At 67.6% G+C, this 14,606-nt stretch carries 11 protein-coding genes; 7 read left to right on the forward strand and 4 right to left on the reverse strand.

From position 1 onward, the window contains the following. Nucleotides 1-185 precede the first annotated feature (185 nt). A complete protein-coding gene (locus HNP52_RS06935) occupies nucleotides 186-2,492 on the forward strand; it encodes a TonB-dependent receptor (RefSeq protein WP_184164291.1) in 2,307 nt (768 codons plus the stop codon). A gap of 197 nt (nucleotides 2,493-2,689) precedes the next feature. Here the strand turns inward: HNP52_RS06935 and HNP52_RS06940 are convergent, their stop codons facing one another. Beyond that, complete coding sequence (locus HNP52_RS06940; RefSeq protein WP_184164294.1) at nucleotides 2,690-4,363, reverse strand: M20/M25/M40 family metallo-hydrolase; 1,674 nt, start codon at nucleotides 4,361-4,363, stop codon at nucleotides 2,690-2,692. 128 nt (nucleotides 4,364-4,491) lie between these two features. On the opposite strand from HNP52_RS06940, the gene HNP52_RS06945 reads away from it, so the two are divergent. The 3 genes from HNP52_RS06945 to HNP52_RS06955 all read left to right on the forward strand — a co-directional run bounded on the left by HNP52_RS06945 (nucleotide 4,492) and on the right by HNP52_RS06955 (nucleotide 8,773). Beyond that, nucleotides 4,492-7,359: a pitrilysin family protein gene (locus HNP52_RS06945; RefSeq protein ID WP_184164297.1), complete on the forward strand. Its 2,868-nt coding sequence runs from the start codon at nucleotides 4,492-4,494 to the stop codon at nucleotides 7,357-7,359. 14 nt (nucleotides 7,360-7,373) lie between these two features. Continuing rightward, the gene (locus tag HNP52_RS06950; RefSeq protein WP_184164300.1) at nucleotides 7,374-7,673 is read left to right on the forward strand and encodes a hypothetical protein; all 300 of its coding nucleotides are present in this window, start codon (nucleotides 7,374-7,376) and stop codon (nucleotides 7,671-7,673) included. A 155-nt stretch (nucleotides 7,674-7,828) separates the two neighbouring features. Beyond that, complete coding sequence (locus tag HNP52_RS06955; protein WP_184164302.1) at nucleotides 7,829-8,773, forward strand: DUF808 domain-containing protein; 945 nt, start codon at nucleotides 7,829-7,831, stop codon at nucleotides 8,771-8,773. A gap of 96 nt (nucleotides 8,774-8,869) precedes the next feature. On the opposite strand, the gene HNP52_RS06960 is transcribed toward HNP52_RS06955, so the two are convergent. The 3 genes from HNP52_RS06960 to gpmA form a co-directional block, all read right to left on the reverse strand. Continuing rightward, nucleotides 8,870-9,946, reverse strand: coding sequence for a 5-(carboxyamino)imidazole ribonucleotide synthase (locus HNP52_RS06960; protein ID WP_184164305.1), 1,077 nt, complete (start codon nucleotides 9,944-9,946; stop codon nucleotides 8,870-8,872). Beyond that, nucleotides 9,943-10,398, reverse strand: coding sequence for a 5-(carboxyamino)imidazole ribonucleotide mutase (gene purE / locus HNP52_RS06965; protein WP_184165150.1), 456 nt, complete (start codon nucleotides 10,396-10,398; stop codon nucleotides 9,943-9,945). Before purE ends, HNP52_RS06960 begins: the two co-directional genes overlap by 4 nt. A 205-nt stretch (nucleotides 10,399-10,603) precedes the next feature. Continuing rightward, nucleotides 10,604-11,290, reverse strand: a complete 687-nt coding sequence (gene gpmA, locus HNP52_RS06970) for a 2,3-diphosphoglycerate-dependent phosphoglycerate mutase (RefSeq protein ID WP_184164308.1) — start codon at nucleotides 11,288-11,290, stop codon at nucleotides 10,604-10,606. 76 nt (nucleotides 11,291-11,366) lie between these two features. Here gpmA and HNP52_RS06975 point away from each other — a divergent pair, with 76 nt between their 5' ends. From HNP52_RS06975 to HNP52_RS06985, 3 genes are all read left to right on the forward strand, one after another. Next, nucleotides 11,367-12,089 (forward strand): dienelactone hydrolase family protein, encoded by a 723-nt coding sequence (locus HNP52_RS06975; protein ID WP_184164311.1) that lies wholly within the window; start codon nucleotides 11,367-11,369, stop codon nucleotides 12,087-12,089. Nucleotides 12,090-12,257: 168 nt separating this feature from the next. Then, nucleotides 12,258-13,343 (forward strand): FUSC family protein, encoded by a 1,086-nt coding sequence (locus HNP52_RS06980; protein ID WP_184164313.1) that lies wholly within the window; start codon nucleotides 12,258-12,260, stop codon nucleotides 13,341-13,343. 175 nt (nucleotides 13,344-13,518) lie between these two features. Next, nucleotides 13,519-14,523: a sigma-70 family RNA polymerase sigma factor gene (locus tag HNP52_RS06985; RefSeq protein WP_184164316.1), complete on the forward strand. Its 1,005-nt coding sequence runs from the start codon at nucleotides 13,519-13,521 to the stop codon at nucleotides 14,521-14,523. The last annotated feature ends 83 nt before the right edge of the window (nucleotides 14,524-14,606 follow it).

Here is a 14,606-nt window from a genome sequence, read left to right on the forward strand (position 1 = left end):
TAACATGTAGTGACACAGCCGCCCCCGCCAAGTCACGGCGTGCGCTGGGCTTTGTTGCTTGTCTGAAACCTGTCACCGCACCGTCGCGCAAATGACATGCGGGCTACCCGATGTTGCAACGCACAATCCCTAGCGCCCCTGCAGCGGGTCATTGGGGCCCTGCCAATATTTTCAGGGAAACATGCATGCGCAAGGCTGCAATCTGGCTGCTCGCCGGTACTTCGATTCTGATTTCCGGCACGGCGATGGCGCAGGACGTCCAGCCGGTCGCGCCGGCCTCGGCCGCCGACGAGGGCGGTGAAGAGGGCCAGATCGTCGTGATCGGGCGCGGCGAAACCCGCCAGGTCCAGCAGATCTCGGCGAGCGACATCGCCGAGCTCGCGGCCGGCACCAGCCCGCTCAAGGCGATCGAGAAGCTGCCCAGCGTCAACTTCCAGTCCGCGGATCCGTTCGGCGCCTATGAATGGGCGCAGCGCGTCTCGATCCGCGGCTTCAACCAGAACCAGCTCGGCTTCACGCTCGACGGCATCCCGCTCGGCGACGCCAGCTACGGCAATGTCAACGGCCTGCACATCAGCCGTGCAATCAGCAGCGAGAATGTCGGCGAAGTGCGCGTCTCGCAGGGCGCCGGCTCGATCGGCACCCAGGCGACCAACAATCTCGGCGGCACGCTGGAGTTCTTCTCGCGCGATCCGTCGAACAGCTTCGGCCTCCACGCCGAGGGGACCTATGGCAGCGAGAACACGGTGCGCCTGTTCGGCCGTATCGAGAGCGGCGACCTGGGCGGCGGCGTGAAGGCCTATGCCTCCTATGTCTATTCGGACATGGACAAGTGGAAGGGCTGGGGTTCGCAGCGCACCAACCAGGCCAACGGCAAGATCGTCGCCCCGGTGGCGGCCGGCATCCGCCTGGTCGGCACGATCAGCTACTCGGATCGCCGCGAGAACGACTATCAGGACCTGTCGCTCGGCATGATCCAGCGCCTCGGCTATGACTGGGACAATATCTCGAACAACTATGCCCTGGCGGTGCGCATCGCCGACATCGCCAACAATCGCGGCGACACCGGCGCCCCCGTGTCGAACGCGGCCGCCGGCACCGTCTATCCGGCGCCGATCACCTCGGTCGACGATGCCTATTTCGATGCCGCCGGCCTGCGCCGCGACTGGCTGGGTTCGTTCGGGGTCGAGGGCGATACCGGCGGGCTGAACTTCGCGCTCAAGGGCTATTACCACAACAATCACGGCCAGGGCCTGTGGTACACGCCGTACGTCCCGAGCCCGGGTGCCGGCGCTTCGCCGATCTCGATCCGCACCACCGAATATGACATGGACCGCAAGGGCGTGTTCGGCCACCTCACCGGCGAGATCGGCGGCAACAACGCGCTGACCGTCGGCGCCTGGTACGAGAACAACGCCTTCCAGCAGGCCCGCCGCTTCTACGCGCTGAGCAGCCGCACCGAAGTGACCCGCGACAGCCTCGACTTCCAGTCGAACCCGTTCGCGACCCAGTGGGACTATGACTACACCACCGACACCTTCCAATATTATGTCCAGGACAAGCTGACGCTCGGCGCGCTGACGCTGAACCTGGGCTGGAAGGGCTTCAGCGTGAAGAACCAGGCCGATCCGAACGTCGCCGGCAGCCTCGCCTCGGGCGAGATCAAGGTGACCGACTGGTTCCAGCCGACCGCGGGCTTCAACTTCCGCCTCGGCAGCGGCGCCGAGCTGTTCGGCGGCTTCAGCCAGGTGACCCGCGCCTTCACCGCCTCGGCCACTACCGGCCCGTTCGCCACCACCCAGGCCGGCTTCAACGCGCTGCTCTCGGGCTCGACCAAGCTCAAGCCCGAACAGTCGGATACCTATGAGCTGGGCGGCCGCCTGCGCTCGGGCCCGTTCACCGGCTCGCTAGCCGGCTATTATGTCAACTTCCGCAACCGCCTGCTCGGCGTGACCACCGGCGCCGGCATCGTCGGCAATCCGGTGACGCTGCAGAATGTCGGCGACGTCCGCTCGCTCGGCTTCGAGGCGACCGGCGATCTGCGCCTGGGCAGCGGCTTCGGCGCTTTCGTGTCGTACAGCTACAATGACTCGACCTATCGCGACGATGTCCGCAACGCCGCCGGCACGCTGCTCGCCGCGACCAAGGGCAAGACCGTGGTCGATGCCCCGAAGCACCTGCTCAAGGGCGAGCTGACCTATGACCTGGGCGGCTTCAATGCCCGGGTCGGCGCCAACTATATGAGCAAGCGCTACTTCACCTACACCAACGACCAGTCGGTCGAGGGCCGCGTCGTGGTCGATGCCACGCTCGGCTACAAGTTCGACCTGGCCGGCCGCCAGCTCGAGATCCAGGCGAACGCCACCAACCTGTTCGACAAGAAGTACATCTCGACGATCGGCACGAACGGCTTCGGCAATTCGGGCGACAACATGACGCTGATGGTCGGCGCGCCGCAGCAGTTCTTCGTGACGCTGAAGGCCGGGTTCTAGGCGGCTTCTCTCTCCCGGACAGCAGGGAGGGAAGGGAAGGGCCGGGGCGAAAGCTCCGGCCTTTTCCGTTCCGGGGTTTCGTCAGATCCAATTCGCTCCCCGGCGAAAGCCGGGGCCCAGGGTTTCTCTGCCGTGTCGCTTGTGACCCTGGGCCCCGGCTTTCGCCGGGGAACAGAAATGCTGTGATCCCGAGCGGATCAGTTCTTCTTCGGCGCGGGCACCGGGATGGTGATCACCGCCGGCGACCGTGCCGGGGCTGCAGCCGGCGCACCTGCGGGCCGCGGCGCCTTGGGCGCATCCTTGGCGAAGCGCTCGCCGAAGCTGTTGCCGACATACCAGCGCGGTTCCTGGTCGGCATCGGCGATCTCGCGCGCGATCAGGTAGTTGATCTTCGCGAACTTGGCGCCGGCCTTCCAGTCGAAGGGCTGGCGGATATCGTCGCTCACCTTGTGGTAGTTGGTCTTCAGGAAGTCGCGGAACGCCTTCTCGCCGCCGTTCTTGAAGCCGGTGACGAGGAACACCGAGGGCACGCCCGCCTTGACGAAGCTGTAGTGATCCGAGCGCAGGAACAGCTGCTCCTCGGGCATCGGATCGGGCGACAGCGTCACGCCCATCTTCGCCGCCGCGCGCTCGACGATCGGGCCCAGCGTCGAATGCTCGGCGCCGAAGGCGACCACGTCCTGGAAGTCGTAGAGCAGGATCGGCATGTCGAGATTGACGTCGGCCACCACCTTGCCGCTGCCGACCACCGGATAGCGGGCAAGATATTCGGAGCCGATCAGTCCATCCTCCTCGGCGGTCAGCGCGACGAACAGGATCGAGCGGCGCGGCCGTTTGCCGCTCTGGGTGAAGGCGCGGGCGGCTTCCAGCATCGAGGCGACGCCGGCGGCATTGTCCATTGCGCCGTTGAAGATCTTGTCCTCGCCTTCCACGTCGAGCTGGGTGCCCTCGTGGTCGAGATGCGCGGAGAGCACGACATATTCATTGGCGAGCTTAGGGTCCGATCCCGGCAGGATGCCGATCACGTTGTTGCTCTTCTTCAGCGTGACGACGCTGGTCCGCTGCAGCGTGACCTTCTGCTTGAGCGCGAAGCTTGCCGGCGCCGCATCCGGCTTGGCGAGCGTTGCATAGAGCTGCGCCGCGCTGGTCGGCGCGCCCTTGAACAGCGCATCCGCGGCGAGGCCCTTCACATAGGCGCCGATCTTGAGCCCCGGATCCTCGCCCTTGGGAAAGCCCCTGGCGTCGAGCCAGTTGCTCTGCGGCATCTGGAAATAGCTGATCGCCTGCGCCCAGGGGAATGCGCCCTTCAGATTCTCCGGTGTGACCAGGTAGATCATGCCGAGCGCGCCGTGCTTGCCGGCGATGCCCGGCTTGTCGATCTTGCCCGGTGCCGCGCCCGGTGGGTTGCCGAGCAACGTGACCACGAACTTGCCGGTCACGTCGAGCCCGGCATAATCCTCTTCGCGGCCATGGCCGACGAACACGGCGTCGGCGGTGAGGGTCTGGGTTTCGTCGCCATAAAGCGGGCTCGGCCCGAACAGCACGTCCTCGCCACCCGCGAATTTCTTCGTGCCGATCGTCGCCGAGGCCGGTTTCTCGGCATCGAGCACATAGTCCGCGATGTTGACCGGCTGGTACCAGCCCTGGGTGCCGCCCGGCTTGAAGCCCATCGCGTCGAAGCGGCTGGAGACATAGCGCGCCGCGATGTCGAAGCCTTCGGTGCCGTTGTCGCGTCCGCCGAGCAGGTCGTCGGCCAGGAACTCGACATGCGCGCGCACTTCGTCCGGGCTGAACACCGGCTCGCTTTGCGCCCAGGCGACAGCGGGCGCGAGGCCGAGCGACAGCGCGGCGATAAGGGGCTTCAGGCGCATGGATACTCCCGGAATGGCGCGATTTTTCCGCAGGCTAGAGGAAATGAAAGGCGGCGCAACTGACTTGCGGAGGTCATACACCGCGTTATGCTCGACCCCATCCAGACCGTTCGGGGGAATCAAGACAGATGAAATCGTTCCTGATGCTTTGCAGCGCGGCCAGCTGTGCGCTGGCGATCGGCGCCGCGATGCCGGCCGCTGCGCAGCAGGCACCCGCCGCCGCGCCGGCCAAGGCTGAGGCCAAGCCGGTGCCGGTCGCCGAGCTCGTGAAGAAGGTCGACATCCCGTATGAGAGCTTCACGCTCAAGAACGGCCTGCGCGTGCTCGTCCACACCGATCGCAAGGCGCCGATCGTCGCGGTCTCGACCTGGTACGATGTCGGCTCGAAGCATGAGCCCGCGGGCAAGACCGGTTTCGCCCATCTGTTCGAGCATCTGATGTTCAACGGCTCGGAAAACGCCCCCGGCGATTTCTTCGAGCCGCTCAAGCAGGTCGGCGCCACCGATTTCAACGGCACCACCAGCTTCGATCGCACCAATTATTTCGAGACCGTGCCGCGCCCGGCGCTCGATCGCGCGCTGTTCCTCGAGAGCGACCGCATGGGCTATCTGCTCGGCGCGATCACCCAGGACGTGCTCGACGAGCAGCGCGGCGTCGTCCAGAACGAGAAGCGTCAGGGCGACAACCAGCCTTACGGCCTGGTCTATTACAAGGTGCTCGAGGAACTGCTCGGCACCACCCCCTATGGCCATAACGTCATCGGCTCGATGGCCGATCTCGATGCCGCCAGCCTCGACGACGTCAAGAACTGGTTCCGCTCGCACTACGGCCCGAACAACGCGATCCTGGTGCTCGCCGGCGATATCGACGCGAAGGAAGCCAAGCCGCTCGTCGAGAAGTATTTCGGGGCGATCCCGGCCGGCCCCAAGAGCGTGCTGCCCAAGGTGACCGTGCCGACGCTGCCTGCGGCCAAGACGGTTACGATCAAGGACAGCGTGGCCGCCACGCTGATCCTGCGCAGCTGGGCGGTGCCCGGCCTCAACGACAAGGATGCGGTGCCGCTCAGCGTCTTCGCCTCGGTGCTCGGCGGCCTCGCCAGCTCGCGGCTCGACAATGAGCTGGTCCGCAAGGACAAGACCGCGGTGCAGGTCTCGTCCGGCATCCAGTCGATGGCGCAGCTCGGCATCTTCACGGTCCAGGCCGTGGTGAAGCCCGGCGTCGATCCGGCGGTGGTCTCCAAGCGGCTCGACGAGATCCTCGCCGATCTGCTCAAGAGCGGCCCGACCGCGGACGAAGTGACCCGCGTCGCCACCACCAAGGTCTCGGGCCGCATCTCGGGGCTGGAATCGGTCGGCGGCTTCGGCGGCAAGGCCGTGGCGCTGGCTTCGGGCGAGCTCTATTCGAACGATCCGCTGTTCTTCAAGAAGGAGCTGGAGGCGACCGCGAAGGTCACGCCGGCCGAAGTGAAGGCGGCGGCGAACAAGTGGCTCAACCGCCCGGCGCTCACCGTGATGGTCGTGCCCGGCCAGCGCGAGGCCTATCAGGAAGCGACCGCCGTCGCCGCCAAGCCGGCTGCGGAAGGCGCCAAGGCCGAGCCGGTCAAGGGCACGCGCGGTGCGCTGCCGGCGGTGTCGCCGATCGGCGACCTCGTCTTCCCGAAGGTGGAGCGCACCAAGCTCTCGAACGGCATCGAGCTGATCTACGCGAACCGCACCGCGGTGCCGGTCACCCAGGTCGAGATGAGCTTCGACGCGGGCGTTGCCGCCGATCCGTCGGAGAAGCTGGGCACCCAGCGCCTGACGCTCAACATGATGGACGAGGGTACCACCAGCCTCGATTCGACGGCGCTGGCCGAAGCGCGTGAGCGCCTCGGCGCGGGCATCAGCTCGGGCAGCTCGGCGGACCGCACCTATCTCAGCGTCGATGCGCCGAGCCCGAACCTGGCGGGCGCGCTCGATCTGTTCGCCGATGTCGTCGAGCACCCGGCCTTCGCCCCGGCCGAGCTGGAGCGCGTGCGCGGCCAGTCGCTCACCGGCATCGCCCAGGAGCTGACCACGCCGCAGAGCCTCGCCAGCCGCATGACGCCGCGTGTGCTCTACCCGGCCGCCAGCCCCTATGCGAAGCTGGGCGCCGGCTCGGGCGACCCGGCCGTGGTCAAGACGATCACCCGTGACGACCTCGTCGCCTGGCACAAGGCGTGGATCCGCCCGGACAAGGCCAAGATCTTCGTCGTCAGCGATCGTCCGCTCGCCGAGATCAAGGCGGCGCTCGAGGCACGCTTCGGCGGCTGGAAGGTCGATGGCCCGGCGGGCACCAAGGCGTTCGCCGCCGCCAGCCAGGCGGTGACGCCCAAGATCATCCTGATCGACCGGCCGAACTCGCCCCAGTCGCTGATCGTCGCGGCGCAGCTCACCCCGGTCGATCCCTTCGCCGACACGCTCGCGGTGGCGACGGCCAACCAGGCGCTCGGCTCGGGCTTCCTGTCGCGCATCAACATGGACCTGCGCGAGGCCAAGCACTGGTCCTACGGCGCCGGCGGCGGCTTCAACTTCATGGAGCACGCGGTCCCCTACACGATCAGCGCCCCGGTCCAGGCCGACAAGACGGGCGATTCGATCAAGGCGATCCAGCAGCAGGTGAAGGACTTCCTCACCACCAAGGGCGTCACGCCCGAGGAGCTGACCCGCGAAGTCAATGGCTCGACTCGCGAACTGCCCGGCCGCTTCGAAACCTCGGACGCGGTGCTCAACGCGATGCAGCAGAACGACATCCGGCGCCGTCCGGACGACTATTTCAGCACCATCGCGCAAAAATATCGCGCGCTCACCATTCCGCAGCTTGACGCTGCGGCACGCGCGGCTCTCGACCCGAACAAGTTCGTCTACGTGGTCGTGGGCGACGCTTCCAAGGTCCGGCCGCAGCTTGACAGCATCGGCCTCCCCGTCGAGGTGGTTCCGGCAGCGTCGCTGGCGAGCACCAAGCCGGCGGGCAACTAATCAGGAGAGCTCTCATGGCGAATGTGGATGGCAGCTGGAACACGGTCGTGAAGTCGCCGCTCGGTGACCAGGCGGCGGTGTTCACCGTGACCAGCAACGGCGATACCTTCACCGGCACCTTCGCGGGCGCGATGGGCAATGCCGAAGCCAAGGACGGCAAGGTGAGCGGTGACACCCTGACCTGGTCGATGGACGTCTCGGTTCCCATGCCGATGACGCTGACCGGCGAAGCGACCGTGGACGGCGATACGATCACCGGCACCGTCACTGCCGGCGCGTTCGGCGCTTTCCCGCTCACCGGCTCGCGCGCCTAAGCACGCGGCCGCAAGGCAAAACGAGGCGCCCGTCCCGCACCCGCGGGGCGGGCGCCTTGCTTTTGGGCTTCTCAAGCCCTCCCCTTCAGGGGAGGGGCTTTCATAGGCCACGCACTCCGCTATGGGCTGAACCCGGGTTCACAAAAGGGGATGACATGGCGGGCGGTCTGGTCGCATTGCTGGATGACGTGGCGGCGATAGCCAAGCTGGCGGCGGCCTCGCTCGACGATGTCGCGGGCGCCGCGGGCCGCGCGGGCACCAAGGCGGCGGGCGTGGTGATCGACGATGCCGCGGTCACCCCGCGCTACGTCGTCGGCCTCACCCCGGACCGCGAGCTGCCGATCATCTGGAAGATCACGCTCGGCTCGCTGCGCAACAAGCTGCTCTTCATCCTGCCGGTCGCGCTGCTGCTCAGCGCCTTCGCGCCCTGGGCGGTCACCCCGCTGCTGATGCTCGGCGGATCGTACCTCTGCTTCGAGGCGGCCGAGAAGATCATCGAGGCGCTGGCCGGCCATCATGCCGAAGAGGAAGTCGCCGAGATCGCCAGCCCGGAGGAGCTCGAGAAGCGCCAGGTCAGCGGCGCGGTCCGCACCGATTTCATCCTCTCGGCCGAGATCATGGCGATCGCGCTGGCCGAGCTGCCCGACGCCTCGCTGCCGATGCGCGCGGCGGCGCTGGCGGCGGTGGCGGTGGCGATCACCGTCGGCGTCTACGGCGTGGTCGCGCTGATCGTGAAGATGGATGACATCGGCCTGCACCTCAGCCGCAAGCCGTCGGCCGGCGCGCGCCAGCTTGGTGCCGGGCTGGTCAAGGCGATGCCGGTGCTGCTCACCGCGCTGTCGCATATCGGTGTCGCCGCGATGGTCTGGGTTGGCGGCGGCATCCTGCTGCACGGGCTCGAGGTATTCCACCTCGGCGCGATCCCGCACTTCGTCCATCACATCGCCGAAGTCGCCGGCCATGCCGTGCCCTTCGCCCAGGGTTTCGTGGAGTGGCTGGTCGGCGCGATCGGCGCGGGCATCTGCGGGCTGATCGTCGGCGCGGTGATCGCCGGGCTGCTGCACCTGGTACCGAAGAAGAAGGCGGCAGCAGCCCATTAATGGTTCCCCGGCGAAAGCCGGGGCCCAGGGTTTCTCTGCAGTGTCGCTTGTGGCCCTGGACCCCGGCTTTCGCCGGGGATCAGCAGAGCGAGGGCCTCAGCCCCGCTTCACCCGCGTGACATGCCCCATCTTGCGCCCCGGGCGCACATCGCCCTTGCCGTAGAGGTGCAAATGCGTGCCCGGCTCGGCGAGCAGCTCGGCCCAGCGATGGGCGTCCTCGCCGATCAGGTTCTCCATCTCGATCGCGGTACCGGTAAGTCCGGTCGAGCCGAGCGGCAGGCCGCAGATCGCGCGGATATGGTTCTCGAACTGCGAGCATTCGGCGCCTTCGATCGTCCAGTGCCCGGAGTTGTGCACGCGCGGCGCCATCTCGTTGAACACGGGGCCTTCGTCGGTCGCGAAGAATTCGAGCGTCAGCACGCCGACATGGCCCAGCGCCTCGGCGACGCGGCCGGCCAGCGTCGCCGCTTCGGTCCAGTGGCGGGCGATCTCGGCGGGAGCGGGCACGGTCGACTTGTCGAGGATGCCGTCCTTGTGCTCGTTCCAGGGCGGTGGATAGCTCGCCAGCGAGCCATCGACGCCGCGCACCGTGATGATCGAGAATTCGTGGCTGAAGGTGACGAAGCCCTCGAGGATCGCCGGACGCTCGCCGATCTCTTCCCAGGCGCTCGCCGCCTCGGCGACGTCGCGGATGCGCACCTGGCCCTTGCCGTCATAGCCGAGCCGCAGCGTCTTCAGGATCGAGGGTGCGCCGATCTCGGCGATCGCCGCCTCGAGCTGCTCGCGCGTCTCGACCAGCGCCCAGGGCGCGGTGCGGCCGCCGAGCGCGGCGACGAACGCCTTTTCCCGCGCGCGGTCCTGCGCGATCGACAGGCTCTGCGCACCGGGGCGCACCGGCACCTTGCCGGCGAGGAACTCGACCGGGCCGACCGCGATATTCTCGAACTCATAGGTGATCACGTCGCACTGGGCGGCGAGCTCATCGAGGACGATGCGGCTGTGATAATCGGCGCGGGTGTAGCTGGACGCGGTCTGCGCGGCGACGCTCTCCTCGTCGGGCGCCAGCACATGGGTACGATAGCCGAGCTGGGCTGCGGCGACCGCGAGCATGCGGCCGAGCTGGCCGCCGCCCAGGATGCCGATGGTCGAGCCGGGGGGCAGGGGCGCGGTCATTCGGGGTCGATCGCCACGCTCTCGGTCTGCGCCGCGCGCCACGCCTGGAGGCGCTCGCTCAGCGCCTCGTCCGACGTCGCCAGGATCGCCGCGGCGAGCAGGCCGGCATTGATCGCGCCCGCCTTGCCAATCGCCAGCGTGCCGACGGGGATGCCGCCGGGCATCTGGGCAATCGAGAGCAGGCTGTCCATGCCCTTCAGCGCCTTGGATTCGACCGGCACGCCGAGCACCGGCAGGTGCGTCATCGAAGCGGCCATGCCCGGCAGGTGCGCCGCGCCGCCGGCGCCGGCGATGATCACCTTGAGCCCGCGATCGGCCGCGCCGGTGGCGTAGTCATAGAGCCGCTGCGGGGTGCGGTGCGCGCTGACCACCTTGGTCTCGTGCGCCACGCCGAGCTTCTCGAGCACTTTGGCGGCGTGGTGCATCGTCTCCCAATCGGAGGTGCTGCCCATGATGATGCCGACCAGAGGTGCCACGTCTTGCCCCAAGCTGTTGGAAGCGCGCTGACTAGAGCGAAGGGCCGGGGAGGGCAACATACTTAAAGCCCCTCTCCTTCAGGGGAGGGGTTGGGGAGGGGGACTCTCCGCAAGCACAGGTCTCCATGAGACTCTGCCCCACCCCAAACCCCTCCCCCGAGGGGGAGGGGCTCAAGATCGATCACCGCTCGCTCAGATAATAGCGATCCACCGCGTTCAGCTGGTCGTCCAGCTCATAGACGATCGGCGCGCCGGTCGGGATCTCGAGGCTGACGATCTCCTCGTCGGGAATGCCCGACAGGTGCTTCACCAGCGCGCGCAGCGAATTGCCGTGTGCCGCGATCAGCACGCGCTTGCCGGCCTTCAGCTCCGGCGCGATCGTTTCTTCCCAATAGGGCAGCACGCGCGCGATCGTGTCCTTGAGCGATTCGGTCTGCGGGATCGGCACGCCGTGATAGCGCTCGTCCTTGGCGAGGTCCCAGGGCGAGCCTTCCTCCGGCAGCGGCGGCGGCACGTCGAAGCTGCGGCGCCAGATCTTCACCTGCTCATCGCCATGCTTGGCCGCGGTCTCGGCCTTGTTGAGCCCGGTCAGGCCGCCATAATGGCGCTCGTTGAGCTTCCAGCTCTTCTCCTCGGGCAGCCACAGCCGGCCCATCGCTTCCAGGGCGAGGTGCAGCGTCTTGATCGCGCGGCTCTGGAAGCTGGTGAAGCACAGGTCGAAGTCGAGCCCCTTCTCCTTCATCAGCACGCCGGCGGCGGTCGCCTCGGCGACGCCCTGCTCGGTCAGGTCGACGTCCCACCAGCCGGTGAAGCGGTTCTCGAGGTTCCAGGCCGACTGGCCGTGGCGGATCAGGACAAGCGTGGGCATCGGGGAACTCCTTGCAACCGGTTGAGGGCGCTCTTAGCGGCAGCAGCGACAGGGACAAGCGCAAGGGAGTCGCAAGATGGCGATCGTTCGGCAAACTCTGGTGTATCAAGGCTCCGGCGGCCCGTTCGAAGGCGTGATCGCCTATGAGGACGAAGTGACAACGGCGCGCCCCGGCGTGCTCGTGCTGCCGAACGTGCTCGGCCAGAAGGAAGCCGACAACGTCCATGCCGAGAATCTCGCCAAGCTCGGCTATGTCGCGCTGGCGGCCGACGTCTATGGCCAGGGCAAGCGGACGCAGCACGGCCCCGATGCCGGCATCTACATGAACCAGCTCAATGCCGATCGCGCGCTGCTGCGCGACCGGCTGGAGGCATCGCTCGAGGCGCTGGCCAGCTTCGGCAATGTCGATCCCGGCAAGCTGGCGGCGATCGGCTTCTGCTTCGGCGGCAAATGCGTGCTCGACATGGCGCGCAGCGGGCTGCCGATCCTCGGCGGCGTCTCCTTCCACGGCGTCTATGACCAGCCGGACTATTTCACGGTCTCGCCGATCAAGGCGAAGCTGCTGGTCTGCCATGGCTGGGAAGACCCGATCGCGCCGCCCGAGAAGACCGTGGCGCTGGCGCAGGAGCTGACCGAATCGGGCGCCGACTGGCAGATCCACGCCTATGGCCATGCCGGCCACGCCTTTACCGACCAGGATCGCAAGACCTCGACCGTGCCCGGCGTGGTCTATGAGCCGAAGGCGGACCGGCGCAGCTGGCAGGCGATGACCAACTTCCTCGAAGAGGTGTTCGCCTGAGCGGCGGGATTTCCGCGCTTTCCTTCGCTGTTCCTCGGCGAAAGCCGGGGCCCAGGGTTTCTCTTCCGAGCCGCTTGTGGCCCTGGGCCCCGGCTTTCGCCGGGGAACCGAGCACCGAAAGGTCGATCCTTTGATCCGCACCGCTGATCGAGTCGGGATTTGGGAGAGGTGAAGCCACCCCGCCCCAAGCTGCTGGACCGCATCACGTCCCGCACGATCGACGAGGTGGAAGTCGTCGCCTCGGTGCTGCTGGCGATCGCGGTGGCGCACTGGCTGGGCGCCGCGAACGTCTATTGGGCGGCCTTTGCCGGCTACATGGTGATGCGCGGCCATGCCGGCGAGACGTTGGTGCGCGGGCTGCTGCGCATCACCGGCACCGGCGCGGGCGGCCTGCTCGCGCTCGCCGCCGCGCCGTTCCTCGGCTGGTGGCCGGCGGCGGCCGCGGCCCTGTTCCTCGTCGGCGGCGGCGCGCTCTATGCCGCCATCACCGCCAGGCGCTCCTATGCCTGGCTGTTCTTCGGGCTCACCTTCGCGATGGTCGTGCTCGACAAGCTCGCCCATCCGCATGTCGCGCTCGCCAGCTTCGTCGAGACCCGGGTGCTGGAGACGGTGGCGGGCACGCTCGCCTGTGTCGCGGTCAGCCTCGCCTCGACGCTCACCCTGCGCCGGCGCTGGCCGGCAACGCCCGCGCCGCGCCCCGCCGGGCTCGGCTGGCATCCCGAAGCCGCGCGGCATGCGCTCCAGGGGGCGACGGCGCTGGCGCTGCTCGTCGGCCTGTCCGCCTGGCTGCATGTCCCGGCGCTGTCCCAGGCGGCGATCGGGATCATGGCGGTGATGCTGGTCCCCGCCGATTCGATCGGGGCGAGCGGGCTGCTGCCGGTCAGCCGCCGGCTGGTGCAGCGCTTCCTCGGCTGCCTGGCCGGTGCCGCGCTCGCCGCGCTCTTCCTGTTCGTCGCGCACGGATCGGCGCCCCTGCTGGTCCTCGGCACCGTGATCGGCGTGGTGATCGGCAAGCATCTCGAGAATGGCGACCATGCCCATCGCTATGTCGGCACCCAGTTCGCGCTGGCGATTCTCATCGTGCTGGTGCCGGACAGCTATGCCGATGCCGAGATCGGCCCGGCCCTGATGCGACTCGCCGGGGTGCTGATCGGCTTCGCGGTGCTCGAGCCAGTGCTGCTCGCCTGGCACGGGATCGCGCCGCGCCGGCAAGTAGCGCGACAGTCAAACAGCGACGGACCCGGCGATATCTAAGGAAACCGGCGAGTCGCCCCGGATGGTTAACGAAATGCCTCCAGCAGCAACTAGGATTCATCCGTAAGGTGCGACTACCATAAGGGTTCCCGCCGAATATTCGGCGTCCGAGTCGCCGTTCATAAACCCCTCACGACAGCAGCCGAACGGTTGCAGAAGCAGGGGATTGCAGACCATGTCGAAGACCACGATCGCGCTTGAAGCCGCCGTTGCCACCGTCCTTGAGAACACTCCCAAGGATGCGCCGCAGACCAACCGCCAGCGCGTCTATGTCGATCGTGCCTTCGCCCAGATCCTCAAGCTGATCGCCCCGCGCATCCGCCACTTCGTCCGCCAGTACGGCCTGACCGCCCATTGGGAAGATGCCGAGCAGTGCTGCGCCATCGCCGTGCACCGCGCGATCGAGAGCTACGACCCCACCAAGGCGCAGTTCACCACTTTCGTGAACTGGCAGATCCGCGGCGAGCTGCAGAGCCTGCGCTTCCGCCTGATGACCGACCAGCGCCCCTCGGCGAAGAAGGTCGAGGCCACGACGATTTCGCTCTCCGCCCTTGCAACCTCGCCTGACGGTGACGAGATCTCGCCCGAGGCGATGATCGAGGACGAGGACGCATTGGGCCGCACCGAGGCCGGCGCGTCGGACTATCTCGCCGAGGGCGCGGTTTCCGATCTGATCGACGCCTATGTCGACCAGCTCCGCAAGGTGGGTGTCGAGGCGCTCCGCCGCCGCCCCCGCGCCAAGGGCGCCGACGCCCCGGTCCGCCGCTCGGGCCCGTTCAAGACGGTCGATCCGGTCGAGATGGAGAAGCTCGAGGCCAAGCTGCAGCGCGACCGCGAGATCGTCGAGCGCCGCATCTTCGAGACCGCCACGCTCGATGAGATTTCGAACGACACCGGCGTCACCAAGGAGCGCATCCGCCAGATCACCAAGCGCGCTACCAAGGCGCTGGTCGAGATCGCCACCGAGCAGCCCCGCTTCGCCGTGATGGCCGAGGATGCGCGCCGCGCCATGCCGCCGGCCCGCCCGCGCCGCAGCGCCGCGGTTGCCGCCGCCAAGGTCTCGCTGCTCCCCGATCCCAGCGCGCTCCACAACCGCCTGGCCCATGTCGAGGCGATCGAAGCCGAACGCCGCTCGTACATCACCCCGGCCCTGCCGGTGATGCAGCTGGTGATGCACTGATCGCAGACCGTTCAGTACCCCGGCGAAAGCCGGGGCCCAGGGTCACAAGCGATACGGTAGAGAAACCCTGGGCCCCGGCTTTC

The organism is Sphingomonas kyeonggiensis (assembly GCF_014204495.1).
Taxonomy (GTDB): Bacteria; Pseudomonadota; Alphaproteobacteria; order Sphingomonadales; family Sphingomonadaceae; genus Sphingomonas; species Sphingomonas kyeonggiensis_A.

What these genes read in the sequence shown, in the direction of transcription:
- HNP52_RS06935 (WP_184164291.1), top strand. Translation starts at nt 186, where the DNA reads ATGCGCAAGGCTGCAATCTGGCTGCTCGCCGGTACTTCGATTCTGATT.
- HNP52_RS06940 (WP_184164294.1), bottom strand. Translation starts at nt 4,363, where the DNA reads ATGCGCCTGAAGCCCCTTATCGCCGCGCTGTCGCTCGGCCTCGCGCCC.
- HNP52_RS06945 (WP_184164297.1), top strand. Translation starts at nt 4,492, where the DNA reads ATGAAATCGTTCCTGATGCTTTGCAGCGCGGCCAGCTGTGCGCTGGCG.
- HNP52_RS06950 (WP_184164300.1), top strand. Translation starts at nt 7,374, where the DNA reads ATGGCGAATGTGGATGGCAGCTGGAACACGGTCGTGAAGTCGCCGCTC.
- HNP52_RS06955 (WP_184164302.1), top strand. Translation starts at nt 7,829, where the DNA reads ATGGCGGGCGGTCTGGTCGCATTGCTGGATGACGTGGCGGCGATAGCC.
- HNP52_RS06960 (WP_184164305.1), bottom strand. Translation starts at nt 9,946, where the DNA reads ATGACCGCGCCCCTGCCCCCCGGCTCGACCATCGGCATCCTGGGCGGC.
- purE (WP_184165150.1), bottom strand. Translation starts at nt 10,398, where the DNA reads ATGGGCAGCACCTCCGATTGGGAGACGATGCACCACGCCGCCAAAGTG.
- gpmA (WP_184164308.1), bottom strand. Translation starts at nt 11,290, where the DNA reads ATGCCCACGCTTGTCCTGATCCGCCACGGCCAGTCGGCCTGGAACCTC.
- HNP52_RS06975 (WP_184164311.1), top strand. Translation starts at nt 11,367, where the DNA reads ATGGCGATCGTTCGGCAAACTCTGGTGTATCAAGGCTCCGGCGGCCCG.
- HNP52_RS06985 (WP_184164316.1), top strand. Translation starts at nt 13,519, where the DNA reads ATGTCGAAGACCACGATCGCGCTTGAAGCCGCCGTTGCCACCGTCCTT.